21 protein-coding genes and 6 pseudogenes are annotated in these 24,109 nt (G+C 38.7%); 12 read left to right on the top strand and 15 right to left on the bottom strand.

The features are described 5' to 3' along the window. Window positions 1-390 precede the first annotated feature (390 nt). Window positions 391-949: pseudogene (locus tag AC012T_RS26405) on the top strand (Uma2 family endonuclease). 58 nt (window positions 950-1,007) lie between these two features. Here the strand turns inward: AC012T_RS26405 and AC012T_RS26400 are convergent. After that, window positions 1,008-1,181: a hypothetical protein gene (locus tag AC012T_RS26400; protein ID WP_487067167.1), complete on the bottom strand. Its 174-nt coding sequence runs from the start codon at window positions 1,179-1,181 to the stop codon at window positions 1,008-1,010. Window positions 1,182-1,190: 9 nt separating this feature from the next. Further along, window positions 1,191-1,823, bottom strand: a complete 633-nt coding sequence (locus AC012T_RS26395) for a type I restriction enzyme HsdR N-terminal domain-containing protein (protein ID WP_168540468.1) — start codon at window positions 1,821-1,823, stop codon at window positions 1,191-1,193. A 528-nt stretch (window positions 1,824-2,351) separates the two neighbouring features. Here AC012T_RS26395 and AC012T_RS26390 point away from each other — a divergent pair. From AC012T_RS26390 to AC012T_RS26370, 5 genes and pseudogenes are all read left to right on the top strand, one after another. Then, the gene (locus tag AC012T_RS26390; protein WP_168507672.1) at window positions 2,352-2,615 is read left to right on the top strand and encodes a hypothetical protein; all 264 of its coding nucleotides are present in this window, start codon (window positions 2,352-2,354) and stop codon (window positions 2,613-2,615) included. A 293-nt stretch (window positions 2,616-2,908) separates the two neighbouring features. Beyond that, complete coding sequence (locus tag AC012T_RS26385; protein ID WP_168507674.1) at window positions 2,909-3,214, top strand: type II toxin-antitoxin system TacA family antitoxin; 306 nt, start codon at window positions 2,909-2,911, stop codon at window positions 3,212-3,214. Next, window positions 3,202-3,702, top strand: a complete 501-nt coding sequence (locus AC012T_RS26380) for a GNAT family N-acetyltransferase (RefSeq protein ID WP_487067112.1) — start codon at window positions 3,202-3,204, stop codon at window positions 3,700-3,702. Before AC012T_RS26385 ends, AC012T_RS26380 begins: the two co-directional genes overlap by 13 nt. Before the next feature lie 67 nt (window positions 3,703-3,769). After that, window positions 3,770-4,156, top strand: a pseudogene (locus AC012T_RS26375) (four helix bundle protein). Window positions 4,157-4,315: 159 nt separating this feature from the next. Further along, window positions 4,316-4,555 (top strand): hypothetical protein, encoded by a 240-nt coding sequence (locus AC012T_RS26370; protein ID WP_487067110.1) that lies wholly within the window; start codon window positions 4,316-4,318, stop codon window positions 4,553-4,555. A 294-nt stretch (window positions 4,556-4,849) separates the two neighbouring features. On the opposite strand, the gene AC012T_RS26365 is transcribed toward AC012T_RS26370, so the two are convergent. The 6 genes and pseudogenes from AC012T_RS26365 to AC012T_RS26340 all read right to left on the bottom strand — a co-directional run bounded on the left by AC012T_RS26365 (window position 4,850) and on the right by AC012T_RS26340 (window position 10,462). Further along, window positions 4,850-5,950: a tyrosine-type recombinase/integrase gene (locus tag AC012T_RS26365; protein ID WP_487067108.1), complete on the bottom strand. Its 1,101-nt coding sequence runs from the start codon at window positions 5,948-5,950 to the stop codon at window positions 4,850-4,852. Window positions 5,951-6,267: 317 nt separating this feature from the next. Continuing rightward, complete coding sequence (locus AC012T_RS26360; RefSeq protein WP_487067106.1) at window positions 6,268-7,134, bottom strand: hypothetical protein; 867 nt, start codon at window positions 7,132-7,134, stop codon at window positions 6,268-6,270. 2 nt (window positions 7,135-7,136) lie between these two features. After that, entirely contained in the window at window positions 7,137-8,198 is a 1,062-nt protein-coding gene (locus AC012T_RS26355; RefSeq protein WP_487067104.1) for an AAA family ATPase, read from the bottom strand. A 52-nt stretch (window positions 8,199-8,250) separates the two neighbouring features. Continuing rightward, window positions 8,251-8,448 (bottom strand): annotated as a pseudogene (locus AC012T_RS26350) (PIN domain-containing protein); the annotation flags it as partial. Window positions 8,449-8,566: 118 nt separating this feature from the next. Next, the gene (locus AC012T_RS26345; RefSeq protein ID WP_487067102.1) at window positions 8,567-9,070 is read right to left on the bottom strand and encodes a Uma2 family endonuclease; all 504 of its coding nucleotides are present in this window, start codon (window positions 9,068-9,070) and stop codon (window positions 8,567-8,569) included. Window positions 9,071-9,358: 288 nt separating this feature from the next. After that, the gene (locus tag AC012T_RS26340) at window positions 9,359-10,462 is read right to left on the bottom strand and encodes an alkene reductase (protein ID WP_487067100.1); all 1,104 of its coding nucleotides are present in this window, start codon (window positions 10,460-10,462) and stop codon (window positions 9,359-9,361) included. A gap of 71 nt (window positions 10,463-10,533) precedes the next feature. Between AC012T_RS26340 and AC012T_RS26335 the strand changes: the two genes are divergently transcribed. Together AC012T_RS26335 and AC012T_RS26330 are read left to right on the top strand one after the other, a co-directional pair. Continuing rightward, window positions 10,534-11,157 carry a TenA family protein gene (locus tag AC012T_RS26335; RefSeq protein ID WP_487067098.1) on the top strand — a complete coding sequence of 208 codons (624 nt, stop codon included), beginning with the start codon at window positions 10,534-10,536 and terminating at the stop codon, window positions 11,155-11,157. 724 nt (window positions 11,158-11,881) lie between these two features. After that, window positions 11,882-12,325 (top strand): DUF2214 family protein, encoded by a 444-nt coding sequence (locus AC012T_RS26330; RefSeq protein ID WP_487067096.1) that lies wholly within the window; start codon window positions 11,882-11,884, stop codon window positions 12,323-12,325. A 188-nt stretch (window positions 12,326-12,513) separates the two neighbouring features. Here the strand turns inward: AC012T_RS26330 and AC012T_RS26325 are convergent, their stop codons facing one another. Both AC012T_RS26325 and AC012T_RS26320 read right to left on the bottom strand, forming a co-directional pair. Then, window positions 12,514-13,113 (bottom strand): DNA-3-methyladenine glycosylase family protein, encoded by a 600-nt coding sequence (locus tag AC012T_RS26325; RefSeq protein ID WP_487067155.1) that lies wholly within the window; start codon window positions 13,111-13,113, stop codon window positions 12,514-12,516. Between the two features lie 201 nt (window positions 13,114-13,314). Then, on the bottom strand, window positions 13,315-14,190 hold the full coding sequence (locus AC012T_RS26320) for an alpha/beta fold hydrolase (RefSeq protein WP_487067094.1): 876 nt from the start codon (window positions 14,188-14,190) through the stop codon (window positions 13,315-13,317). A 356-nt stretch (window positions 14,191-14,546) separates the two neighbouring features. Between AC012T_RS26320 and AC012T_RS26315 the strand changes: the two genes are divergently transcribed. Further along, window positions 14,547-15,422: a bile acid:sodium symporter family protein gene (locus tag AC012T_RS26315; protein ID WP_487067092.1), complete on the top strand. Its 876-nt coding sequence runs from the start codon at window positions 14,547-14,549 to the stop codon at window positions 15,420-15,422. A gap of 85 nt (window positions 15,423-15,507) precedes the next feature. Further along, entirely contained in the window at window positions 15,508-15,945 is a 438-nt protein-coding gene (locus AC012T_RS26310) for a YidH family protein (RefSeq protein WP_487067090.1), read from the top strand. Here the strand turns inward: AC012T_RS26310 and AC012T_RS26305 are convergent. After that, window positions 15,942-18,599 carry a caspase family protein gene (locus AC012T_RS26305; RefSeq protein WP_487067088.1) on the bottom strand — a complete coding sequence of 886 codons (2,658 nt, stop codon included), beginning with the start codon at window positions 18,597-18,599 and terminating at the stop codon, window positions 15,942-15,944. The two genes, AC012T_RS26310 and AC012T_RS26305, sit on opposite strands and share 4 nt — an antisense overlap. Before the next feature lie 5 nt (window positions 18,600-18,604). Then, window positions 18,605-18,988 (bottom strand): hypothetical protein, encoded by a 384-nt coding sequence (locus AC012T_RS26300; protein ID WP_487067086.1) that lies wholly within the window; start codon window positions 18,986-18,988, stop codon window positions 18,605-18,607. A gap of 273 nt (window positions 18,989-19,261) precedes the next feature. On the opposite strand from AC012T_RS26300, the pseudogene AC012T_RS26295 reads away from it, so the two are divergent. Then, window positions 19,262-19,462, top strand: a pseudogene (locus tag AC012T_RS26295) (NACHT C-terminal alpha/beta 1 domain-containing protein); the annotation flags it as partial. Window positions 19,463-19,654: 192 nt separating this feature from the next. On the opposite strand, the gene AC012T_RS26290 reads toward AC012T_RS26295, so the two are convergent. Beyond that, window positions 19,655-19,819 carry a hypothetical protein gene (locus AC012T_RS26290; RefSeq protein WP_487067084.1) on the bottom strand — a complete coding sequence of 55 codons (165 nt, stop codon included), beginning with the start codon at window positions 19,817-19,819 and terminating at the stop codon, window positions 19,655-19,657. A 238-nt stretch (window positions 19,820-20,057) separates the two neighbouring features. Between AC012T_RS26290 and AC012T_RS26285 the strand changes: the two are divergent. Continuing rightward, window positions 20,058-21,773: pseudogene (locus AC012T_RS26285) on the top strand (arylsulfatase); the annotation flags it as partial. Here AC012T_RS26285 and AC012T_RS26280 read toward each other — a convergent pair. Both AC012T_RS26280 and AC012T_RS26275 read right to left on the bottom strand, forming a co-directional pair. Further along, window positions 21,773-22,357, bottom strand: a pseudogene (locus AC012T_RS26280) (RtcB family protein); the annotation flags it as partial. The pseudogenes AC012T_RS26285 and AC012T_RS26280 overlap by 1 nt on opposite strands. A 493-nt stretch (window positions 22,358-22,850) precedes the next feature. Beyond that, window positions 22,851-24,077 (bottom strand): PQQ-dependent sugar dehydrogenase, encoded by a 1,227-nt coding sequence (locus AC012T_RS26275; RefSeq protein WP_487067082.1) that lies wholly within the window; start codon window positions 24,075-24,077, stop codon window positions 22,851-22,853. Between the last annotated feature and the right edge of the window lie 32 nt (window positions 24,078-24,109).

Raw genomic sequence — 24,109 nt, 5'->3', positions numbered from 1 at the left:
ACTACTATTTTAGCCTTAAATTCCCAACTCTGCAACTCCCAATGGCTTACGCCACGCTCTGCTATCGGCAGCTACGGTGTACACACAAGCCTTGCTCCCAAAGCAACTCAAAAATGTGATCCATGGATCACATTCTTCTAAATAACGCAGATCCTAGTACACTGCGGCGTAAGTAAACCAACCATTCTCAATCGCTAAAAAACTTACTCCATATTACTTTTGACTTTTGCCTTGCGGTACTAGTGGGTTGGGGTGGAAATTTCAGGCAGAAGATGAGTTGTATTATCCAGTTCGGCAGTGATACCCCTTCACAGTACCTAATGTCTCATCTTTGTATTGAATTTTGAGCTTAAAATGAAAATCACACCCTAGATACAAGGAAAACTCACCATGACAGTTACTACTGCTAAATGGAGTTTAGACGACTATCATCGCATGATTGAAATTGGCCTTTTAGCTAGTCGTCAGGTTGAACTACTAAATGGAGAAATTATCAACATGGCACCGTCAGGACCAGAACACGCACAAATTAATACTGATTCTGCTGAATATCTGCGGGAATTACTTGGTTCAAAAGCATTGGTAAGAGATGCAAAACCTATTACTATTGGTGAAAGTAATTCAGAACCAGAACCAGATTTAGCACTCTTTTGAACCACGGCGCGCTATTTATCGCAGTCACCATCCTTATCCTGAAAATATATTTTGGTTAATCGAATATTCTAAAACTACCCTGAATAAAGATTTAGATGTAAAACGCAAAACCTATGCTGCTGCATCAATTCCTGAATATTGGGTAGTAGATTTAAAGAATCAACAAGTAAAAGTGTTTAGAGAGCCAATAAATGCTGATTACTCCCAAGAATTAACCTTGACTTTAGGTGAAATATCTCCGTTAGCATTTCCAGAAATTAAAGTTTCTATTCAACGTTTACTAAAAGGGTTTTAATTTAATCATGTCTGTGATATGCATAGCTAAAAGCACATTTATTACGACATTTTGAATATTATTGCTTATTGATAAATGACGAATAACCTTCACTTGTCAGAAATGTATACATCCTGAATAGGGATAATTCTGATGGACTGAGTTGGGTGAGTTCAATAGATTCACCGATTAACCAGGTGGCGAAATCATCTGAAAATGACTCTGCTAAAAAGCGACAGATATTATCAAACATAGACGATTCCTATGTCGCGCTGAACGCTATCGCCTCCATTCCCAAACGCTTCAATACCTGTAATACACTATAAAGCTCATTATCAGGATTTACCAAAGAAAACAGCCGTGAATTAGCATATTCATGTTTCAATACCTTTAAAAATAAAAACTCATTACCATTGGTAATCATACCAAAGGTTGGTAGGACAGTTTCCTCATTACCCAACATATAAGCCAAAGCTTGAGGAATTGCGCGTGTCACCGCAAAATCACTCCGTTTTGATTCAATTACCAACAACCAAAGCCGATTTTTTAACACCAAAACATCAATCCGCCCCCGAATAATCGTTCCCTCATCCTCCATTTCTAAAGCCACACCCGTTTCTGTTTCAATCCTAAATGGCTTATGATAAAAACCAGCTAAATCTAACAAGGGCGCAAGTACCACCATCTTCACCGTATTTTCTAGCATTGGGGGATCATCCATCAATTCTAAAAAATTAGCCTTCACCCGATCTAATAAATGTTGCTCTTCTTTGTTCAAAGCCTCAAGCCCATCCAACCACTCAGGAAAAAAAGTAGCATCTTGAACGATTTGAATGCCAAAATTTTGCTTTAATTCCCGTAGCGTCACATCCTTGGCCGCAATAGACTGAACCATTTTGATATTTCTCCTGACGAAATTTTAGGCTCAAGTGTACAGAAAAAGCTATTAAGCCTGAAACCTTTGCTCCCGTATTTCTCACGAATAATGTAATCGTAATTTGTATAACCCGGATAGAGAATCGGTTTCAGCCATTTTTTACAGGGTTGATTTTTGATGCAGTGTGAAACTCCAGAATCCAGATTTTATAAGGGTTTGAGAATTTTGGTGAGAAATACGGTTACTCTAACTAAATTTTAGCTTTAAAGTAGTATCCCTGCACCTCAATAACCTACAAAACTAATTAGTAAACCATAGTATAAATCAAATCAACTGTTTTCAGTTAAGATTATAGATAGGGTAAATTGGGAAGTTGGATATGACAGTACATCAGAAGTTTAGTAAACTTGCTAAAAATTTACCCCTTAGACAGAACAGCAAAACTTGCCAATCAAATAGCTAAATTAAAAGAAGAAATGAACTAGCTTAATTACGTCAAGCTTTTAAAATATCTCAATCTCAATTAATAGATTTATAGGAGAAAAAATGTCTAATCATTCTGGTAGTTATATGCTAAATGAAATCTTGGAGTTAATGGAACAAGAACAGATTTTTGGTTGGTTAGGCAAAGAGAAAACCCAATCTCTTGTTAGAAATATTACTAACACTGCGTGTCGAAAATATGACTGTAATAGTGGAGAAATTTTAGAGAATTTTACAGATCGCTTTGAGTTATGCTACGGCTGTCTTGCAGATAGCAAAGACCTTGAAAACGGACTTTGTGAAGTGTGTCGAAATGATATGGGATAGATTTAAAAAGAGGCAAGGGAGCCGGCGGATGTTCAGACGGGTATGTCAACAATAAAGTTCATGTGTTGACATTGTGTATACGATTATCTATAATAGGCGTAATGGTAGGGTGTTGATTTTGATGAAATTTACCCGTTTTTAGTTCATGCAAATTTTGTGTCCATGTGAACGCAAAGTCCATTTAACATAGGCTTTTGCTCCAATAGATACCAGAGATTTTGCATGAATTTTTACCCCCTCAAACAGAATCAACACCCTAGCGTAATGGAGTAATTAAAATTCAGAAAACTAAAATGGTAGCTTTCTTTGAAATGGATAATCCTGGACGAAATCAGGTTATTAATATTAGAGTTCAAGAAAAACAGCGTAATTTAATTGATTATGCTGCATCAATTCTTGGTAAAACTCGTTCTGATTTCATGCTAGATGTCGCTTGTAGAGAAGCAGAAAAAGTAATTTGCGCTCAAACTTTTTTTGCTTTAGATGAAAAAAAATATCAAGAATTTCTTGATATTTTAGACGCACCACCTAAAGTAGATGAGGAACTACGTAACTTTTTAGCGGCTAAATCACCTTGGGATAAAGAATGGCAGAAATAAAAATTATAGAAGCTCCTCACCCAATTAATTCTAGCCATGATATATCACAATTCAAATCAAGGTCTGAAACTTTAAATAATTGGTTGAAGGAAAAAGCTTTTAAAAATGAGGGGGATACTGCCAGAACTTATGTAGTAACTTGTGAAAACAAAGTAATCGGTTATTACTGTTTGGCGAGTTCTGGTGTATATCACTCAGTGGCTATTAGAAAAGTCAAGCAAAATGCGCCAGATCCATTGCCTTGTATGCTTATTGGTAGGTTAGCTGTTGATGAACAATGGGAAGGGAAAGGTATAGGATCTGGTTTATTAAGAGATGCAATTTTTCGGATTTTACAAGCATCCAAAATTGTAGGAATACGATGTATTTTAGTTCACGCTAAAGATGAAGAAGCTAAACAATTTTATTTAAAACATAAATTTAAACCCTCACCAATAGAACCTTTAACATTAATGTTGCCTTTACAAGATATTGTTGCAAACCTTTAATAACAGAATATATTTGGCTCTACCGGACTTAGTATGCTAAACTCGGAGGGAACAGGGAACAGAAAGAATGTCAGATATTAATGACTTTAAAGACTTAATAATTTGGCAAAAAGGGATGGATATTGCTCAAAGATGCTATTTCCTCACTAAACTTTTTCCCAAGGATGAGTTATATGGTATGGTTCAACAAGTTAGAAGAAGTGCTGTATCTATTCTAGCTAATATATCTGTTCGCGTAGCGTCCCGTTAGGGAAGGATATGGACGAAGATATAAAAGGAGAATATATAAGATTTTTAAACATAGCTCAAGGGTCAGTTAATGAATTAGAAACTCATCTAATTTTATCTCACCAAGTAGGATTATGTTCAGAAAAAGATGTAGAAATCATTCTTAATTTATTATGCATAAGAAAGCAGAATGATTATTAGTCTTATTAAAAAACTAGAAAATTAAAATTTTTTCCCTGTTCCCTGTTCCCTGTTCCCTTCTCTCAACTTCTCTGTTTAGCATAACAAGTACCGAAGAACCATATATTTTTAGTTGTCGGAGTTTTTTGCTAGTTATACCCAAGAGCGAATGATTTCTATTCATAAAAAAAGAATTAACAAAGCCATGTCCAAAGAAATATTTCCATCAACCTATGAGTGCGACTGTGGGTATCTGTGTTATTTCTTTGAAAATACAATCAACGAAATGAAGCTGATGAGTGAAAAGAAAAAGACTTTTCTTCGAGACTCTGGAGAGCCAGCACATACTATTGTATTTGATAAAGGACAAATGGTGAATATTGTTTGCCCCAAACGAAATCACAAGGGAACTAAGGGAAGTTCAGTTGACACATCAGAAATGTGACCCATGGCGCACAAAATCAACAAGTAGGTTTTTGTTGACTGTAATTAGGGCTTGCTGAAAAAGTCTTTCCGTTAGGGCTAGAAGTCAGGAGTCAGGAGTCAGGAGGAAGAATTAGAAGGACATCAGAATATTCTCAAATCTGGGTAAATGAACGGTTTTTGATGATTTCATCGCTTATTTCTTGCACCTTTTTCTACTTTTTCAGCCTGAAACTGTTGATATATCTAGGTTTTTGGTTTATTAAGCAAGCCCTAATTAAACCCACTAAATGTGACCCATGGCGCACATTTCTTCTCAAAACCTCGGCAACACAGTCCCCGTTCCCGCATCCTTTTTAGAACGAACATAGGTCTTAGTAGTATCACTCTTACTATGCCCCAACTGGTCTTGCACCTCAAACAGTGATTTACTATCCACCGCCCGCGACGCGTGGGAATGGCGCAACCAGTGGCAAGAAAACTTCACCTTCGCCACCTCAGATATATCCTGAATCAACCTTTTAATTGCCCGGTCACTCAATGGCAACCCCCGTTTTTTCGGGTCAGGTGACAGATTCGGAAACACTGGCATCTTCTCACCTGCCATTCCCCGGTACTGCTTAAATATCAGCGAAGTCTGGTGGTCCAAACCTATCTCCCGGTACTTCCCCCCCTTACCCCGAAACTTAATTGTGTAATATCCCCTGTACCTATCTTCGGGTATCGGGTCGGGTTGCCATTTAAAGTTGTGCCAATATAAACCCGGATAATCTTCCTTCGGCTGACCCGGTTTATCACCAGGAACCGTCACCCGACCAACCTCACCTACCCGCATCCCACTATAAAAAAGCAAAGAAAAAACTAGCCAGTGCTGTTCCCCCAATCGCTGGGCAACATCAGCCAACTGCGCCATCTCCCAATCTTCTAAATAACGCTCTGCCTTCGGTAAGTCACTGAAATTATCGTAATTTATAGTACTAGCGATATTCCGTAAAAAATAGCCGACATTCTCCTCATGACCATAACTCCAAAGAGAACGCAACATCAACACCTGGTTAGATTTAGTATAAGGGGAAACCTCACCCCAACTAGCAATAAATTCCAGTAACTTTGGTGGCTGAACTAATCTCAAATCCCGTACACCTTGATTTTCCAACCAAGCGAGCAATTTTTGACCAAAGCGATAGTATTTTCGCTTAGTTTGTTCCCGGTTCTGTGACCCTGCCCAAGCCAAAATTAACTCCTCATCATTTGCTACAGCAGGTGTGCGGTAATAATATTGACGAATCACCTCCTCTACTAATTCGGCGGTAACAGAAGCAGAAGTATCACGAGATACAACCTGACTGGAGGAGGGAGGGAGAATTTCTACGGGGCTAACCTTAACATTAGTAATATCCATCTGGGAAATAACCATCACATGACAACTAACATCTAGCTTCCTGGAAGCGTGGTTTCAGGAAGCTTTTTTTATATTCTATCCTCCCGTGAATGTGCAGATATTAGATATTGGTGAAAAAATCTTTCCTGTGATTAACGGCAGCTAATAGCTATTAGTGGCAATGAAGTTATCAGGTAATTCTTTGAGGGAAAGCGTTAGCGGTAGCTTACCGTATCCCTCACAGGACCGCAGGCATAGGTATCGCTTCTTAATGGGGGAGAAAGTAGAGCGATGGGGGGGGGAGATATAGCGAATCTGACGAACAGCGAAGCTCACAACCGGACATGATATGACTATTGAAGAGAGCTAATTCTGTTTTGTAAATCAATTAAATCAGGGTATTGATTAATATCAAGTTGATTCAACGCCCAATCAAAAAACTTGTCCAGAGCAATGTATTGAGCTTTTTGTCGCTGCATAGCTTTTTGAATATCTTTACCATGAAACCAAATCAAATACTGCTTCTGTGTCCAAAATTCCTCTTGGGCAAATTGCTGTTGATATGCAGCGAAGTTTTGTTCAAATATGTCCGGTGTAACAGTTCCAACGGCTTGTTGGAACTGGTTGATTAATGCTACAGCTTGAATTTTACAGTCTTGAAGAGTCAGTGAAGTTGGGAGTTTACCACTACCACCTGTCCATGTTGTCTTGAGTTGATGCCGAGTTGTACTTGATTGCAACAAGTCAGCTAATGCCCATCTTACTGTTTGATAATCTCGCAAACTTCTTGCAGCTTCTTCAATCCAAGCTGAAATCACCTCAATTCCTGGTGAATCTCCATGTCCCCATTTAGAAATGGGATTTTCTTGTTTTTCTAGATATTTTGTATGCCAATAATTGTGAATTAAATCGGCATTGATTAAATAATTCTCCACACAAGCTCGATGGGTGAGCAACATGGAGTTAAGTGGTATCAACTCAATATTAGCAGTAGGTTTAGCGTCAAAATCACGGTCACGAAAAATGATGTATTGTTGATTTGTTGCTCCCTCTCTAGAAAAGTAACCCTGAACAAAAACCGAAAAGGTAAATTTACTGCCAGCAGGAACAATTGTGGGCTTATTTGTTAAAATATTTTCGACAACTCTGTTAAGTAGTCTAAAATCTAAGCTACTTTGCTTACCTTCACAGAAAATAATTTTGCCACTAACAACACTCACAACTACACCTCTAGCCTGATAATATATGCTTCAGGTACTAATTGCTCTACATAATCAGAGTGAGTTGTAATAATAAACTGATTATTTGTACCTAATTTGGGTAAAGCTCTCAGCAATGCTTGTTGCATTGGGGGATGTAAATGTAACTCAATTTCATCAATCAGAATCACAGAGTTGTGAATATTCCAACTAGCAAAGTCCATTAGCATTGGGAAAATAGCACGTTCACCACCGGACATCTCAGAAATTTCGTACTGGTTTCTACTGTCATATAGATAAAACCAAGGTTCACTCAAGATATCGTCCACGTTCTCTCGTGGAACTGGACCTTCAAAACTGCGTTCTGGAAAGACTGCTTTGTAAGCACGTTCAATTTCGGCGTATAAATCCTTTTGTCCTGGGCGTAGGTTGGGAATTTTACCCGTTTCTACATCTTGATGGAATTGTCGCCATTTAGAAAGGCGATCGCGCAACAGGTCTTCTGTAATTTCTAGTTTGCGGTCTGGGTCTTCTGTGGTCAGGCTAGTTGATGTTCTCTGTTCTGTGTACCAAAGAATTGTACCCACTCGTTCAAATACTGAAAATCCTTCAGCGCGGAGTAGTTGTTTAGCGTATTCTCGTCCTTTAAATTGAAATAATTCCGCAGCACTATCTGCTAGAACACGCCCATTTCGCCATTTAAGGGAAACAATATGCTGTTCAGCAGGAGGTTGCAAATCACGCCCCATCTCGCGTAATTTCTGTTGAAAATCGCGCACAGCTTGGAGTTCACCAGATGAGAACTGCACCTGTACAGTCACATCAGGTTCAAATGCTCCCCAGTTACTCCCCAGTAGTTCATAGTTAAATCCTGCCCATTCTAAATCTGAGGGTTCTTTTAAGCGTCCGGTTGCTGTGCCGAGAGTTGCGGCGATCGCTTGTAAAAGACTTGTTTTTCCAGCACCGTTCATGCCGATGAGAACAATAATATCTCGCGCTAAACCAGTTTCTGGATCTGTGAAATCAAATAATGGAGAAGACCGGAATTTTTTAAAGTATTTTAGCTGTAAGGATTGAATTTTCATGTTTAGATTCTCCAGAAGAGGAGAAACAGAGTTTAAGAAAAAGTATAATTTTTCAACTTGTTAACCACGATTCAATAGACAATGTTTTTACTTGTTTAATACGCTGAAAATCGCTATCGGCTGAGACGATGGTAAGATTATGTTGTAGAGTGAACGCTGCAATCCACAAGTCATTTTCACCAAAACCTAAATCAGTTATTTTAGTTTTTCTCCGCTTGCTTTTTTCTTTGGGTGCAAATTGATTGAATAAATCCGTAATGAATTATATCAACATTTTTTGTAAAATTGATTGAAGTATTAACGTATGACATTTTGAAGTACGGAAAGCTGGTTAGAAGACCTGAATCCTTACAATTCTTCTTTGCCAATCAGCGACTCATGGCAAAAATTTGTTCAGCCGTTAGGGAAATGTTGGGAAACAATCTCGAATCAATTCGATTATTTCCTTGAAACACCTTTGGGGGTAAATACTCACCATCTTCAAGTTGGTAAATTGTAATAGTTGGTTGTTTGGGAGAGCCAATGAAGCGAATACCACCAAAAGCGGCATAGTCCACGATGATGTACTCTAAAACGCCTAAATCCTCATATTCAGCAAGTTTTATTAGGTAGTCATCCTTCCAATTGTTACTAACAACCTCTATGATTCCTGGTGGGGGAATATATGCAGCAGCAGAACTAGAGAGAGTTTTCATCCGCTGCCATTCTTCCCTAGCAAATATGACAATATCAGCTTTTCGGCTTTTTTCTTTTTCTGGTGGTGCTGTTTTTATCCTGCTCTGCTTTGACTGGCGCGATACATACGGCAGGTGATTTTCTTGGCAGTGATTTTCAAGGTAGGCACACAGCCTCTGGACAAGTATTTCAAGCAATATGGCGAATTTTTTCTTGAATCGTTGCTATACCCCGGAGAGAAGCCGTGTGATGTGAAAGCATCACGCACGGTTTTGAAGCCGAGTATGAGGGGTGACTCTCATGCTTAGGTTAACTGAGTGTCAAGCTGTAATTACCAACGCCGACCAACCGCAGGCGGCGATTGCGCGGAGCGCAGTGCCAGAGGCGATCGCTACGAATCACAAAAAATATTTCTAGGCAGCTTTTGGGAGTGCCAATTACCAAGCTAGAGCAACTCTTAAAATCGGCACTCCGAGGTCATAACTTTACGCTTCTTCTAAAAAGGGATAGTCAGTGTAGCCCTGTTCTGTGCCGCCGTAAAAGGTACTGCGATCGTAGGGATTTAACGACGCATTCAGGGCAAAACGTTTCACAAGGTCAGCATTGGAAATATAGATGCGACCATAGGCAATTAGATCAGCTTCGCCCTTGGAGATGATTTGTTCGCCAATTTCACGGTTTAACCCGCCAGCGGCAATAATTTTGCTGTTAAACAGGGGACGGAAAAAACCAGCGGTGAGGTCGCTACTGAGATGTTCTAGGGTATCTTGGTTGGCATTGAGACGGGGTTCGATGAGGTGCAGGTAGGCTAAGTTAAATTTGTTGAGTTCCTGCACGACATAGCTGAAGAGGGTCTTGGGGTCTGAGTCGCCCATGTCGTTAAAACTGCCGGAAGGAGATAATCGCAAACCAACGCGATCGCCACCCCAGACTTCAGTTACAGCTTCCAAAACTTCCATCAAAAAACGCGATCGATTTTCTACTGAGCCGCCATAGGCATCGGTGCGGTGGTTGGTGCAGTCTTGCAAAAATTGATCAATTAGATAACCATTTGCGCCATGTACTTCAACGCCGTCAAAGCCTGCTTCAAGCGCATTTTTCGCACCTTGACGATATTGGTCAATCACGCTGGGGATTTCTGCGAGTTCAAGGGCGCGGGGCGCGACGTAGGGTTTCATGCCTTCGTAGGTTCCGACTTCTCCTGTTGGGGCGATCGCGCTAGGAGCAACAGGTAATTCACCATTTGGCTGAAAATCAGGATGGGAAATGCGCCCAACGTGCCAGAGTTGCAGAAAAATGCGACCACCTTTGTCGTGAACCGCTTGGGTAACTTTTTTCCAGCCAGCAATCTGTTCAGAGGAATGGATGCCGGGGGTAGCGGGATAACCTTGTCCTTGGGGACAGACTTGGCTTGCTTCGGAAATAATCAGTCCAGCGGTTGCTCGTTGTGCATAGTAGGTGGCATGGAGTTCGTAGGGAACGTTGCCAGCCGCAGCACGACAGCGGGTTAAAGGAGCCATCACTAGACGATTCGGTAAGGTGTAAGTACCAAGTTGTATAGGGGTTAATAATTGCAGTGTGTTATCCATTAAGTCTAACTGGAATCGTTTTTAAGTACCTAGGATAATCTATCTTAATGGAGCAAGAGATTGAGGTAAAAATGAGTTTATCTAGTGAATTGTGGACAACAAATCAGGATTTAGCCCTAGCTTGTTTAGAGCATCCTTTTGTCCAAGGTATTGGAGATGGTACACTCAAGCAAGAGAAATTTGCTTACTATGTGGGACAAGATGCTTTTTTCTTAGAAGCTTTTGCCCGTGCTTACAGTATTGCCGCAGCTAAAGCACCAGATTGGCAATGTTTCACCATATTTCATAATTTAGCTAGTGGTGTTTTGGAAGAATTAAAGCTGCATGAAAATTATGCTCATCAATGGGGTGTGAATATCAGTGATGTAGAACCAGGAACAGCCACCCGTCGCTATACTGATTTTTTATTGGCCACTGCTTGGACTGGGGAAGTGGGTTTAACTGCTGCTGCGATGTCTCCCTGTATGCGTTTGTATGCTTTTTTGGGAACAAGTTTAGCAGCGAATGGTATTCCTGAACACCGATATACAAATTGGATTCAGACTTATGGTGGTACAGAATTTCAACCATTAACACAGCAATTAGATAGTTTAGTTGATAATTATGCTGTTAATTCCTCTAAACTTTATTCAACATACCGCTATGCTATGCTATGTGAATATGATTTTTTTGAAGCGGCTTGGATTTTGGATTAGTTGATTAATTACATAATTAGGGCAATCACGAGATGCAGCACAGCTATTACTTAATTGTTGATTTCTCCTAAGAATAATGTTTTATTTTAGTCACTAATTCTTGCCGAGCTATAATAGATATTATTCTATAATTTTTTCCAGCACTTTTGAGTCAAAAAAATAGGCATAATGGGATTCACCATTGATTTGTTTTAACCAAGAAACTCTTAAAGATAGTACTGTAAATTCTGTTTTATTTGTATCTTGAATAGGAGCTTTAGAACAAAACCTGATCTGAATATAAATCACTCCATTTTTCTATAAATTTTTGTTTAAACATTTATTAATTTCTTGCTGTAAACATAAGGATTTATGTGTTAATGATTCTAAAGGACTTCCCAAAGTAATATATTCAACTTTTATGTCATCATCTTGAAAATCTGCGTAAGCATTCAGCCGTCAGCCATCAGCTATTTACCTGAAATATTGAACTACAAAGAATGAAAATAAACAGAAGTACATAACATTTCTAAGATTAAAACGTCTGAATCCTTGCTATTGGCTGATTACTGATTACTGATAGCTGAATACTTACAAATCTACCAAGGTATCCGTCGCTACTAAAGTTCCTAAACTATGAGCAATGACTTTGAATATTCTGAATTATTGATTACTGTTATTCACAGATAATGGTGCTATTTTAAGGTTGTTGTGTGTTAGTAAAATAAATAAAAAATCCCTAAAAATGTCTGTAAATATTATAGTTGCGTATTTACATTATCTTAGTTTCCTATTGTGCTTTGGTGCTTTGACATTAGAAGCATTTACTTTAAAAAAAGAGTTGAATTTGCATGAAGCTTGGAAAATAGTAATTGCCGATGCTGTGTATGGTATATCAGCAGTTGGTATTCTTGTTACAGGTATTTTGCGTGTTCTCTATTTTGGTAAAGGTACAGAATACTATTTAAATAATCCTTTTTTTTACATTAAAGTAACAATATTTCTGCTGGTAGGTTTATTATCTATTTATCCTACGGTTTCGTTTATTAATTGGGTAAAAGATTTACTCCAAAATCAAGCACCTAAACTAGATACAATAAAACTCAATCGTCTACTGTGGTTAATTAGAGTTGAACTGATGGGTTTTATTTTGATTCCGTTGTTGGCAACAATTATGACAAGATATTAATAATTAATAATTGATAATTAAAAATGGATAATTGACAATTATATAGGACTCCTATTTGAGTTATGAACTGTTCTTTTTAACTAACCACAGAGACACAGAGGACACAGAGGTAGAGAAATAAGAGATGTTCACATTTCATTTAGGATAGCTATATATTTTACTAATTATCAATTATCAATTATCAATTATCAATTGTTTAAACTCTGCCACAAATACCAACAAGCAATGGTGCGATAAGGTTGCCATTGTTGGGCGATTTGTTCTAAGGTTTTTTTATTGGGCAAATCATCCAAATTATAAAGATTACGAATAGCAGCACGAATACCCAAGTCATCAACAGGTAAAATATCCCAACGATGTAATCTGAAAATCAATAACATTTGTACAGTCCAGCGTCCTATTCCTTTGACTACAGTTAAGGATTTAATGATTGTTTCATCGTCCATTGTTTGCAGTTCATCTATGTTTGGTAATTCTCCAAACCGTTGTGCTAAATCTTTGATATATGTAATTTTAGGACGGGAAATACCCACTGAACGTAAAATATCATCGGGTGTATTGAGAATATCATTAGCTGTTAATGAATCAAGATAAATTTGTAAAAATCTCTGGTGAATAGCTGCTGCTGCTTTTCCTGAAAGTTGCTGATAAATGATGGCGCGAGATAAACAATAAAATAAATCTCCGGTTTGTTGTACCTGGTTTAGTCTGCATTCTCCTATCTGCAATATTACATCTGCTAAAATAGGATCTTGTTTCAGTGTTTGGATAGCAACAGAGTAATTTATCATTAGACCTCTTGCACAATTGTTCCTGTGCTACAATTAGGAGTTTTAGGTTTTATGTATATTTGGGTATTGTTGCGATAGCTGCCCTCGCCGAAGGCATCGCAAATTTAAAGATAGTCGTTTAATTCTAACTTTTGGCTAAAATTAAGGCAAACCTCTATTTTAACATAAAATGAATTCTGCAAGAGGTCTATTAATTAGCTATTTCCTCAATTTTTCAATGCTGATAGTGAGAAAGGTAATAATTTCATCTAAGAGTAATTTTGGTTCATCAACACGAATTAAATGACCGCTATTTTCAAATATTTTCAAATGGGCGTTAGGAATAGCTTGGGCAATTTCTTCCGAAAATTCTGGGGGACATATCCAGTCATGTCGTCCGGCAATTACCAGTGTTGGTGAGGTAATTTTATGTAATTCGTTGAGGATATTATAGTTTCTTAAAAAGCCACTAAAGGCAATGTTAATAGCATCAACTGAGAGGATAGTTTGGTCTGAGTCTGGGGAATTTGTTTTCCGGTTATTGCTTTGGCAATACATTGGATTCATGATTTTAAAAAATTGCCGTAGCTGTTCTTCGTTTTCAAAATTACCTGCCCAAAGTTTAGCGGCGATCGCTTTTTGTTCTGGGTTTCCGCGTTGTGCTAAAATTTCTTGAGCGCGTTGTAAAAAACGGGAACTGGCGGTTGTGGCAATTACTATTAAATGAGAAACATTTTGCGGATATTTGATAGCATAGGACAGGGCAACCATACCCCCATAGGAAGAACCAATTAAAATGATTTTTTCTAACCCCAAATATTGGCGTAATGCTTCCATGTCCTCAACGTTATTTTCTAGGGTATAGGTTTCTTTTGATCCACGTGCTGACCTTCCCTGACCCCGATGATCAAAATACACCATTTGTAGGTGATGACTGAGGGGAGAAAAGCAGGGTTTATAACTTGTGTGGTCTACTCCAGGTCCACCATGAATGATGAAAGCAACTGGTTTTTCACGTATTCCCTGTTCTTCAACTGCTAAACCACAACCATCTATATCAAAATATATTTCTGTATCTCTTATTTTTGCTTTCATTTTTAATTTTATACTCTTGAAAATCTACAGTTTGCACCAGTAAATTAGTAATATTAGTAGAGGTAGATTGGGGAAACTTCAAAATTTTAATTACCCTTAAAAAAATAGTTGTAGCTTTTCTACTGTTTAAATTGACTTGTTGTTGTGCATTCTAAATGCACAACAGCTTATCATCCCTATTCCCAGATATCTTAACCAGCAAACTGTTCAAATGGTTTAATCCTACCAAATGTAGATGATTTAAACACATTCGGATTTGAGCATATATATATTTAGGCGATTTGTTGTCGTGACTCAGTGTGATTTTGGAATTTTTTAGTGATTTTTTATCACCCAGGATCAATCATTTGAAAGCCATGCACCATCCTTTATTGCTGATTTTCGTTAAAATCACGATTTTTTCTTTGATGTTAGCCATAGGAAGCAATCTCTGTTTTGAGGAAATGCTCTCACTGTGGCGAAAACCTGTTTTACTATTCCGTGCGCTTTTAGCTGTTGTGGTGCTAGTTCCTCTAGTGGATATTCTCCTGCTAAAACTGTTTAACTTACAGCCAGAAGTGATGACAGGATTAGCCTTGTTAGCGGCTTCTCCAGGTGCGCCTCTGACCACAAAAAGAGCGCAAATGGCTGGATGCAGATTCTCCTACTCAGCCAGTCTTCAGCTAACTCTCGCTATACTTGCAGTCTGCGTTACTCCCATCACCTTGGGGATTTTTTTCACCCTATTTCAGCATCTTGCAGAAAAAGTGACAATTTTAGAAGTCGCTCGACAGGTGATTATAGTACAGTTATTACCTGTCAGTCTCGGTTTTTTACTGCAAAAGTTTGTTCCTAAATTTACCGAAAAAATCGCCCAACCCTTAAATTTTATTGCTAATAGTCTTTTTTTGGTGCTGGTTATTTTGGCGTGTATTTTAGGAATTCCTCTGTTTTTCCAAGTTTGGGGATTACCAATGGTTGTGATTACAATTATGGTAATCGCCTCTCTCGCAATAGGACATAGTTTAGGAGGTAACAATGATGATACTCAGTCAGTTGTAGCGATTCCTACGGAGCGCTTCGCTATCGCCTGTATTGCTCGTAATGTCGGTTTAGCTTTGTTTATCGCTATTTTGAATGACGTACAACAAAAGGTAATTCCCACACTCATAGCTTATGTAATTGTAGGAGCAGTTCTAGGTGGTTTTTACTCAATCTGGAATAAACGCAAATTAGAGAAACAACCTGCTTAAAAGCAGTTTTTTAATTCCTCTCTTGCGGCTGGAGCGTGAGAACAAAAATGTATTTCATTGATTTATTTTCTTATTCAAGAACTTGATGAGTCAGCCACCCATAAACCCAGAAACACCTGAACAACTTTCTACCAATGATTTAGCAGCAGATAGGACAGAACTAGCTAAATACCGCAGTCGGGCAGCAGCAGACCGCACCTTAATGGCGTGGATACGCACCTGTCTTTCCTTAATTGGTTTTGGTTTTGGTATTCCCACCATTGTCAGAGCGATTGAAAATACTCGTCTGAGTCATCATCTTAACCCAGTCAGATTTTCGGTAATTGTGGGGTTGTCTTTCATTGTTACGGGAATGTTGGGAATGGTTTTAGGGTTGAGAGAACACCGTCGGTTACTTAAACAAATCCAAAATAATCGCTATACCTACGAAACCTCTCACAGTGCGGAAATTATCGGCGTGGCTTTACTTGTAATTGGCTTAGTTAGTTTTATTGGTGTAGTAATTCGGGCAATGAATTTTTAAAGATTTAAGGTTAGCTCTTTTTTTAAGCTTAGAAATTGTAATTCATCTAATTTTTCAACCCAATCAGGCAAACTTACAATATTATTCTTATGTCTCTCATTAGCCAAACTTTGAGACACTGCCTCAAATCCAAATTTAAGTCTCTGGAATAGTTGTTCAAATGTCATTTGCTCAATGTCATGAACGCCATACTGTTTAGCTCTTTGAAGATTCTCCTTTAGATCACTTATTGTTTTTTTCTTGTTTCTATCTCCAGGATCTTTTTGAAATTTAACTCTTGTAGCAATTCTCAGTGCAAGTTGGGCTGAAGCACCTAAAGCTTTTGCATAAACATCAGCAGATTTATTACATAGATAAAAAAAGGCAAATCCTAAACTTGAAAGGTAAATCATTACACTTTCACCATCAAGGACTGGAATTGTATTATCAGCTAATGCGATCGCACATAACCACACCGAATATAAATAGTTGCCATTTTCTCTTTCTGCAATAGCCCACGGATGATAAAACTTTCTATCTCTTGTACTGAAAGAAGATTCACGAAAGAGTCTGATACTTTGTGGGAATTTATAATTATCAAGATAAAGTCCAGCTAAATGAGTAAAAAGTCTACGATCTCTTTCTATTTGATAATCAGAGTTTAAATACAAAACTTCTGCAATCTGAATTGCTAAATCAATTCTAGGATTGGGTTTACTATTGGCAAAGTGATTAGGAAAGTCATATTGCCAGTTCATTATTTCTTGACCTTTTCTGCTGATAACACCTTTACCCACTAGCTTCTGAGCAGATTTAGCTAATCTAGGATAGACATCATCCTCAAAATTTATAGAATAAGGTGGACGTGATAGAATTTCATACGCTGCCTCTGCTATAACTTGCTGGCGTGTCACAATAGGTTTATTTCCATCATGCAGGATAATTTCATTGCCTAATTCTTCCAAAATATCTGCTCGTATCTGAGTTGGGCTATACTGAATCGCCTCTGCTATGACAGAATATTTTAGAAAATCAAGTCCTTCTTTGTGCATAGCCACAATACAAACATAGGCATCTAGAACATATTTTGCTCTTGGTTTACCTTTAATATCAATTAGTATCCTTTCGACTCTCTCCTTTGCAGTTGTACCTTCACAAATTTGCAACATAGCTGCTAGAAATGCTGCCTTTTCTGATTTTTGTTTTTCTAGTAGTTCTTGTATGGCATTTTCTTCACTTTTATTTTCTAACTTTCCTGCTTTTTGCCAAGCTTTTATAATCTTTCTAGCTTCATCTTCTTTCAGCTTAGGCATAGAAATTTTGGTGCGACGCTGATCCCATGTCAACTCTTCACCATAATTTTGCCAAACAGTATCCCGACAGCAAAATAAAAACTGAATATCTTGTTGACGACGAGGTAGTGGCTCTGAAAAAAGCTCATGTACTGCTTTAATCAGTTGTCTAGAAGGGTTGTCAGCAACTATTAACCATCTCTGGTAAACACTAAGCGGAGGTAACAGCATGAGAATATTTTTCAAATCAGCAATAATCGGATCTTCCCACCAGATAATCCGAAAACTGGGTTCAAACCTAGCTAAATGAGAAATAGTCTGACGCAGTGCAGTTGATTTACCCTCACAACCAGGTCCAACAAATACTGTCAGTCTTAACCCACGTTCTGGAGTTCTTTTCAATGTATCTATCAAATCACCAACGATATTTCTCTGTGGAATTTCTTCACAAAGAGCTTCTTCCCAACCTGGATCACGCACATCAAAATAGCGGACAATTAAATCTGGGGAAATATTTTGAGCTTTTTGTTCAATAATTTCTTTTTCTACCTCAAACCATCCATCAGGAAGTTTTATTTCTTGATCAGTTGGTGATTCGATCAGCTTAGGTGATGCTGGACGTATTGGTGAAGGAATTAATTTAGGTTTTTCACCAGTTTTGCCATTAGGATTTTTAGTTATCCAAACATCTTTATCAGCTTTGCTAATTTCAAAAACTGGACTTTGAGCATACTGGCGATATTTAGAATCTGTAAGTTTATTTTGAATATATGTAACAATTTCATTGACACTAATTAACCCATTATTTGTTGTCTTGCCATCTAAACCTTTTTCAATGCCTTCACATAGTAAATGGGTAAAAACACTATGTGAACCATTATCTAGTTCATAACTTTGCTGACTTTTTTTGGAAGAAGTTATTATAGCTATTCCTTGTGGTATATCATCCTCACTAATAAATACATTTTCATTACTTTTAGTACCAATAGCTGCACCACTATGGCAAGTGTCTAAAATTAGAATTGCACGACCTACTCCATTAACTTCTAACTCAGTAATGAGGTTCTTGAATGGGTAAACGCTTTCCCCAAAACGTAAACAATAGTTATTCTTTATTACTTCTCCATGACCTGAAAAATAAAAGATTAGTTGTGTTGTGGAATCCCAAGATGTTAATATTAATGAAAGGGCTTGTTCAAATTCTGTTTTGCTACCACATTGAGGAATCAATTGAGATAGTTTAGGGTCACAATCCCCAAGGTTTGGTTTGGTTAAAATTTCAAAAACCTTAGCAGCATCTCTTTTCGATGCTCTTAATTCCTCACCAGTTAATGCTGCTGTTACAAAAGCAATCCTTTTTATTTGATTATTCAAATGTGCCATTAATATTATTTTTTAGAGATTTTTATTTCGATATTTTCACTAATATCTGTTGGTAATAAAGAAATTATTTTTAAAATTCTATCCGCTTCTTCTCTATTAGTATTATCTAGGATGTATGTTTCGTCTCCCGAATAAATAAATAATGTATACATGGGATGCTCAGACTTCCAATATTGAACAGCACTAATTGCTGTTTGAACTCCTGTAAGTGCAAGACCAGCAATTGTCAAGGCTATTGTTAAACCACTATCTTTTGCTCCCGACTCAGGTTTGGTCTTCTTTTGTGCAACAGAGACACCGCATTCTTCTGTAATTAAGTCTGCAAGCTCAATTAAATCATTGGATACTTGCAGATATATATCACCTTCATATTTAATATCCACATTCATTTGAGATATCCCCTATTTATATTACGCAGATTTGGCACTCTATATGTCATATTATAACTCCCGGTTCGCCCATTGTAAATGGCTCTACCGCTCCCTTTATGATATTTTACAAATATATCATCTAAACCCTTGCTCTAACTGGATTTGAGGGTTTAATATCTTCAAAAATAAGCGGTCACTTTTAATTTAGACAAAACCCATATACAGTAATGGTTTTGGACATATGAAAGAGATATTTAATCATAAGGGGAACGGTACAACCAAAAACATCTACAAACTGAAAACTTAGCCTTAATTATCAGCAACTGCGAACCAAATCAAGAAATGATCAAATTTTGCAATAAACTAACAGATGTCTTACACATTGCCTTTATCACAGAACAACCTCTAGAACCTGCATTTCTCACAAACAATGTAATCGCAGTCTTTCCAGCCCTTACAAAGAAATGGTTTTATAGATTTTTCATGCGATGATTTTTGTAGCAGTGTGAAAATCCAGAATCTAGATTTTAAAAGTTTTTGAGAATTTTGGTGAGAAATCCGGGTAGAAGCACCATTAAAAGGTTTTCCCAATCAACCAAACTTACTCAATGTTATTCAACATTGGATTAATGAGATATAGTGCCGGAACTATTTTCCCCAGATTCATCGGCCAGACAAAAGCGATTATACTAAACTAATCTTTTTGGGAGTATAAGACACAAATTGTCTCTTGCTTTTCTTTTCTTGTTCTTTTAAATCTTGATAAATTGCCTTTAAATCGTAGTTAAATTGTCGAGAATGTGCTTCCCTCGTTTGACGAATTTCTTCTACAATTGGATCTTCCCACATAAATTTTACCTCTCTATAAGTTCTTCAGAAGTACAAATGATTACAGGTTCGTAGCCTCTAGAACGACAAATACGCTCAATTTCTCTAAGAATTGCTTTCATTGTTAGTTTGCATTCACACAGTTAGTTTTCTCGGTATGGTAATTCAGTCCATGAATTTATAAATTACCCCCTCCTAAAGAGGATATAAAATTTCGGGGCTTTTGTTAAAAATTACATATTCTCAAAAGTTTATATTTATGTCTCTGCGTGAATACAAACCCGGAACTACCTTCCCCGGTGTCATCGGTCGGACAGTTGATAAATCCAGTCCAGCTTGGCCAGAACCTTTACGGGCAAAAGAAGGTACACCAAACGTCCTATTTATCGTCTTTGATGATACAGGCTTTGGGCAATTTGGCAGTTATGGAAGTCCCATCAAAACACCCAACCTAGACGCATTAGCCGCCAATGGCTTACGCTACAACAATTTACATACAACGGCACTGTGTTCCCCCACCCGTTCTTGCCTTCTCACTGGGCGCAATCACCATTCCAACGCCATGTCCTGCATTACAGAAGGGTCTACGGGTTATCCCGGTGGTAATGGGAATATTCCCTTTGAAAATGGGTTTCTCTCAGAGATATTACTACAAAAGGGTTATAACACCTATGCGATCGGCAAATGGCATTTAACCCCCTCAGACCAACTTTCAGCCGCAGGTCCCTATGACCGCTGGCCTCTTGGTCGCGGTTTTGAACGTTTTTATGGCTTTTTGGGCGGAGAAACCCACCAGTATTATCCTGATTTGGTTTATGATAACCACACCGTTAAGCCGGAAAAGACCCCCGCAGAAGGCTACCATTTAACGGAAGATTTAGCAGACAAAGCCATTAGCTTTATCGCTGATGCCAAGCAGGTTGCCCCAAATAAGCCTTTTTTCATGTATTTCTGCCCTGGTGCGATGCACGCTCCCCATCATGTACCCAAAGAATGGGCTGATGCCTACGCTGGACAATTTGATGATGGTTGGGAAGCTTACAGGGAAAAGGTTTTTGCCCGTCAGCAAGAAATGGGGATTGTTCCCGCAGATGCCGAACTTTCTCGCCATGATCCTGATGTCCCGCACTGGGATTCCCTCTCCGCCGCAGAAAAACAGCTTTATGCCCGGATGATGGAAGTATATGCTGGTTTTTTAACCCATACTGACTACCATATCGGTCGTTTACTCGATTTCCTCAAATCTATCGGTGAGTTCGAGAATACTGTAATTATGGTGATTTCGGATAATGGCGCAAGTTCGGAAGGGGGACCAACTGGTTCAGTGAATGAAAACCTCTTTTTTAACAATGTGCCAGAATCCCTAGAGGAAAATCTCAAAGCCTTGGATAAACTAGGCAGTGCAGAAACCTTTAACCATTATGCTTGGGGTTGGACTTGGGCAGGGAATACGCCTTTTAGGCGTTGGAAACGGGAAACCTATCGAGGGGGAATTAGCGACCCTTTAATCGTGCATTGGAGTCAAGGCATTGAGGCCAAAGGGGAAATTCGGACTCAGTACGCTCATGCGATTGACCTTGTGCCGACGGTGCTGGAATTACTGGAAATTGCACCACCAACAACGATTAAGGGTGTGACTCAATCCCCCATTGAAGGTGTCAGTTTTGCCCATACTTTTAATCATAGTACCGCACCTACTAAGCACCTGACCCAGTATTTCGAGATGATGGGACATCGTTCTCTTTACTATGATGGTTGGCGGGCGGTTTGTCCTTGGCCGGGTTCCTCATTTACAGAAGCAGGGCAGTTTTTTGGTGAGGCGATTTCGGCGGAAACTCTGACGGATTTGGATACTCATCATTGGGAACTGTATCACGTCGCCTCAGATTTTGCGGAAAATCACAATATTGCGGCTGATAATCGTCCTAAGTTAATTGAGATGATTGCTACTTGGTATATTGAGGCTGGCAAGTATATTGAACCTTCTAGGAAGATGCGCTCACTTTCTTGGGAAATTTGTTGTAAGTCAGATTTAACGACACTCCCCGTAGGCTGATCTAGCATGGCATCTAGCCAACCAATGACCCCATACTGAAACAATGCTTGCATGGTTTGAGCAGTCATTGTTACATCACGAGTACCAAAGAAGTAATCTCCTTTCATCTGTTCTACAAACAGGTCACGCTTGGACAAGAATTCATTGATGGTTAAAGAAGCAACATGAAGGCGCATCCCGCAGTTAATGTCAGAACCGACAGCCGCAGGGATGACTTGAGCCTCTGTTTCTACTACTGAACCAATGGCAACGCCAGCATCACCGGGGTGAAAGTCTGGTGTGGCACAGGCACGACAAACACATCCACCGGAGGGATGACGAATATTAGCCAGATTTGCTAACTGCTTGAGTGCTTTGGCTTCTACAGGAAAACCTTCAGGTAATAGGATTTCTGCTACAGGGGAATTAGGTAAATGAACGGAATAGGTGTGATTATTATAGGTGACATCTAGACCCTGCCGAGCTAAGGCTCGTAACAGGCGTTTGAGATTTTTTGGCTGCATGAATACCTCTTGGGAAGCCTTGAAAAAGACTCCTTGTGTTGAAGAGTTGGAGGACGTGGGTTCAGCAGCCGCGTCTGGTAGTAGTGTTTAAGGTTATTTTCCCGGAATTATGGGGAAAACAACGGGTAAATTTTTTGCAAACAAACTAAGGTTATTAATTATATTCAAACACAGACTGGGAAGATATGGCAAGCTTTGGGATTTCAATAATGGACAATTAACAATGAACAATTGACAATTACCTCTACCTTAAAGTCAGAGGATTGAGAAAGCGGAATTTTTGGCTTTTTTCCCCTTGAAAGGGGAGGTTTTAAACCTTGAATGAAACAATTATCAATTTATAAACAAAACCTATGCAAAATCCTATTTCTTCTAAGCGATTCTACCCCAATCGTGAGAAAGTAAATAAAAATCTTTGTTTTATAAGCATTTGAGGCTGTTGAACGCTCACGGATCATTTAGGATTGCTATAGGCGATCGCATTCTCAGGTTTTTATCGAGTAATACGCAGAATTTTATCCCTCTGTGGAGGACAATTTCCCCTGCCATCACAATTACTGGTGGTAACATATAATTCACCATCTGTCCCCATAATTGCTTCTCGCAGCCTTCCATATTGACCTTGCAAATACACCTCATGACGTTCAATTTTTTGGGGAGATTGAGGATTGAAAACAACGCGCTGTAAGTGTTGAGAACGAAGAGTGGCAATTATTAAGCTCCCTTTCCATTCAGGAAGAGAATTGCCTATATAAATTACTGCACCACCAGGAGGTAAAGCTTCACGCCAAACAATGGACGGAGTAACCATTCCTTTCTGTGATTCACAACGGTAGATAGTAGGCCAGCCCAGGTTATCTCCTGCTTTTGCTAAACTGAGTTCATCGTGACCTCTTCTTCCCAAATCTCCACTAGGTCCGTGGTCTGTCACCCATAGTGTTGATTTATCCAGCCAATCAAACCCTTGAGTGTTGCGAATCCCAGTGATATAGACAGGATTGTTAGCAAACGGATTATCTGGTGGCACTTGTCCATCAAGAGTGACACGCAAAATTTTACCAGCAAGGCTATTAACATCTTGGGAAATCTGCGGTTCTCTGGCATCACCAGTGCCAATGTAAAGCATTCCATCAGGTCCAAAGCGAATACGACCACCGTTATGAAATTGCGCTACGGGAATATTATCAACAATTACTTTATCCGGTGAAGCAGTAAGTCCATTCGGAGATAGTCGCCATCTTTCTACACGATTAACTTGTGATCCATTTTTATCAGCGGTGTAGTAAATGTAAAAAAATCGGTTTTTGGCAAAGTTGGGATGGGTGGCAATACCCAGTAAACCATCTTCACCGCTTTCTGTGACATTGATAGTAGCTACTGGTTGGGGAATCAGTTGACCATTCCGTACCAGGCGAACTCGTCCCGGTCGTTCGGTAACTAACATATCTTGATTAGGCAGAAAAGCTATTGCCCAGGGAACTTCTAGACCTGTTACGACTTCTTCTACCCGTAGTTTTACCTGTCCTTGTGAACCGAAGCCATTTTCTACTAAGGTACAGGCTTGATTATTAGTAGCTGTTTGTTGGCTGACTTGTTGGGCTGTTTGTGTTTGTTGATGAAGAGTGTTTGCGGACTCAGTTGTTGTTAGGTTGCAAGCAGAAAGTCCTATTAAAACCATGCCAAAAAGTAATTTTGCGGCCAGAGTTTTTGTCTGTTTCATGATTTGTTTTGTCTACAAAATTGCTACCTGCA

The organism is Anabaena sp. EIM26 (genome assembly GCF_057568715.1).
The sequence above is the reverse complement of the archived record's forward strand: the minus strand, read 5'-3'. Positions and strand labels throughout refer to the sequence as shown.

Bases quoted from the DNA above. Each gene is read 5' to 3' on its own strand.
- AC012T_RS26400 (WP_487067167.1), bottom strand. From the start codon at position 1,181: ATGTTTGATAATATCTGTCGCTTTTTAGCAGAGTCATTTTCAGATGAT.
- AC012T_RS26395 (WP_168540468.1), bottom strand. From the start codon at position 1,823: ATGGTTCAGTCTATTGCGGCCAAGGATGTGACGCTACGGGAATTAAAG.
- AC012T_RS26390 (WP_168507672.1), top strand. From the start codon at position 2,352: ATGTCTAATCATTCTGGTAGTTATATGCTAAATGAAATCTTGGAGTTA.
- AC012T_RS26385 (WP_168507674.1), top strand. From the start codon at position 2,909: ATGGTAGCTTTCTTTGAAATGGATAATCCTGGACGAAATCAGGTTATT.
- AC012T_RS26380 (WP_487067112.1), top strand. From the start codon at position 3,202: ATGGCAGAAATAAAAATTATAGAAGCTCCTCACCCAATTAATTCTAGC.
- AC012T_RS26370 (WP_487067110.1), top strand. From the start codon at position 4,316: ATGTCCAAAGAAATATTTCCATCAACCTATGAGTGCGACTGTGGGTAT.
- AC012T_RS26365 (WP_487067108.1), bottom strand. From the start codon at position 5,950: ATGGTTATTTCCCAGATGGATATTACTAATGTTAAGGTTAGCCCCGTA.
- AC012T_RS26355 (WP_487067104.1), bottom strand. From the start codon at position 8,198: ATGAAAATTCAATCCTTACAGCTAAAATACTTTAAAAAATTCCGGTCT.
- AC012T_RS26340 (WP_487067100.1), bottom strand. From the start codon at position 10,462: ATGGATAACACACTGCAATTATTAACCCCTATACAACTTGGTACTTAC.
- AC012T_RS26335 (WP_487067098.1), top strand. From the start codon at position 10,534: ATGAGTTTATCTAGTGAATTGTGGACAACAAATCAGGATTTAGCCCTA.
- AC012T_RS26330 (WP_487067096.1), top strand. From the start codon at position 11,882: ATGTCTGTAAATATTATAGTTGCGTATTTACATTATCTTAGTTTCCTA.
- AC012T_RS26320 (WP_487067094.1), bottom strand. From the start codon at position 14,190: ATGAAAGCAAAAATAAGAGATACAGAAATATATTTTGATATAGATGGT.
- AC012T_RS26315 (WP_487067092.1), top strand. From the start codon at position 14,547: ATGCACCATCCTTTATTGCTGATTTTCGTTAAAATCACGATTTTTTCT.
- AC012T_RS26310 (WP_487067090.1), top strand. From the start codon at position 15,508: ATGAGTCAGCCACCCATAAACCCAGAAACACCTGAACAACTTTCTACC.
- AC012T_RS26305 (WP_487067088.1), bottom strand. From the start codon at position 18,599: ATGGCACATTTGAATAATCAAATAAAAAGGATTGCTTTTGTAACAGCA.
- AC012T_RS26300 (WP_487067086.1), bottom strand. From the start codon at position 18,988: ATGAATGTGGATATTAAATATGAAGGTGATATATATCTGCAAGTATCC.
- AC012T_RS26290 (WP_487067084.1), bottom strand. From the start codon at position 19,819: ATGTGGGAAGATCCAATTGTAGAAGAAATTCGTCAAACGAGGGAAGCA.
- AC012T_RS26275 (WP_487067082.1), bottom strand. From the start codon at position 24,077: ATGAAACAGACAAAAACTCTGGCCGCAAAATTACTTTTTGGCATGGTT.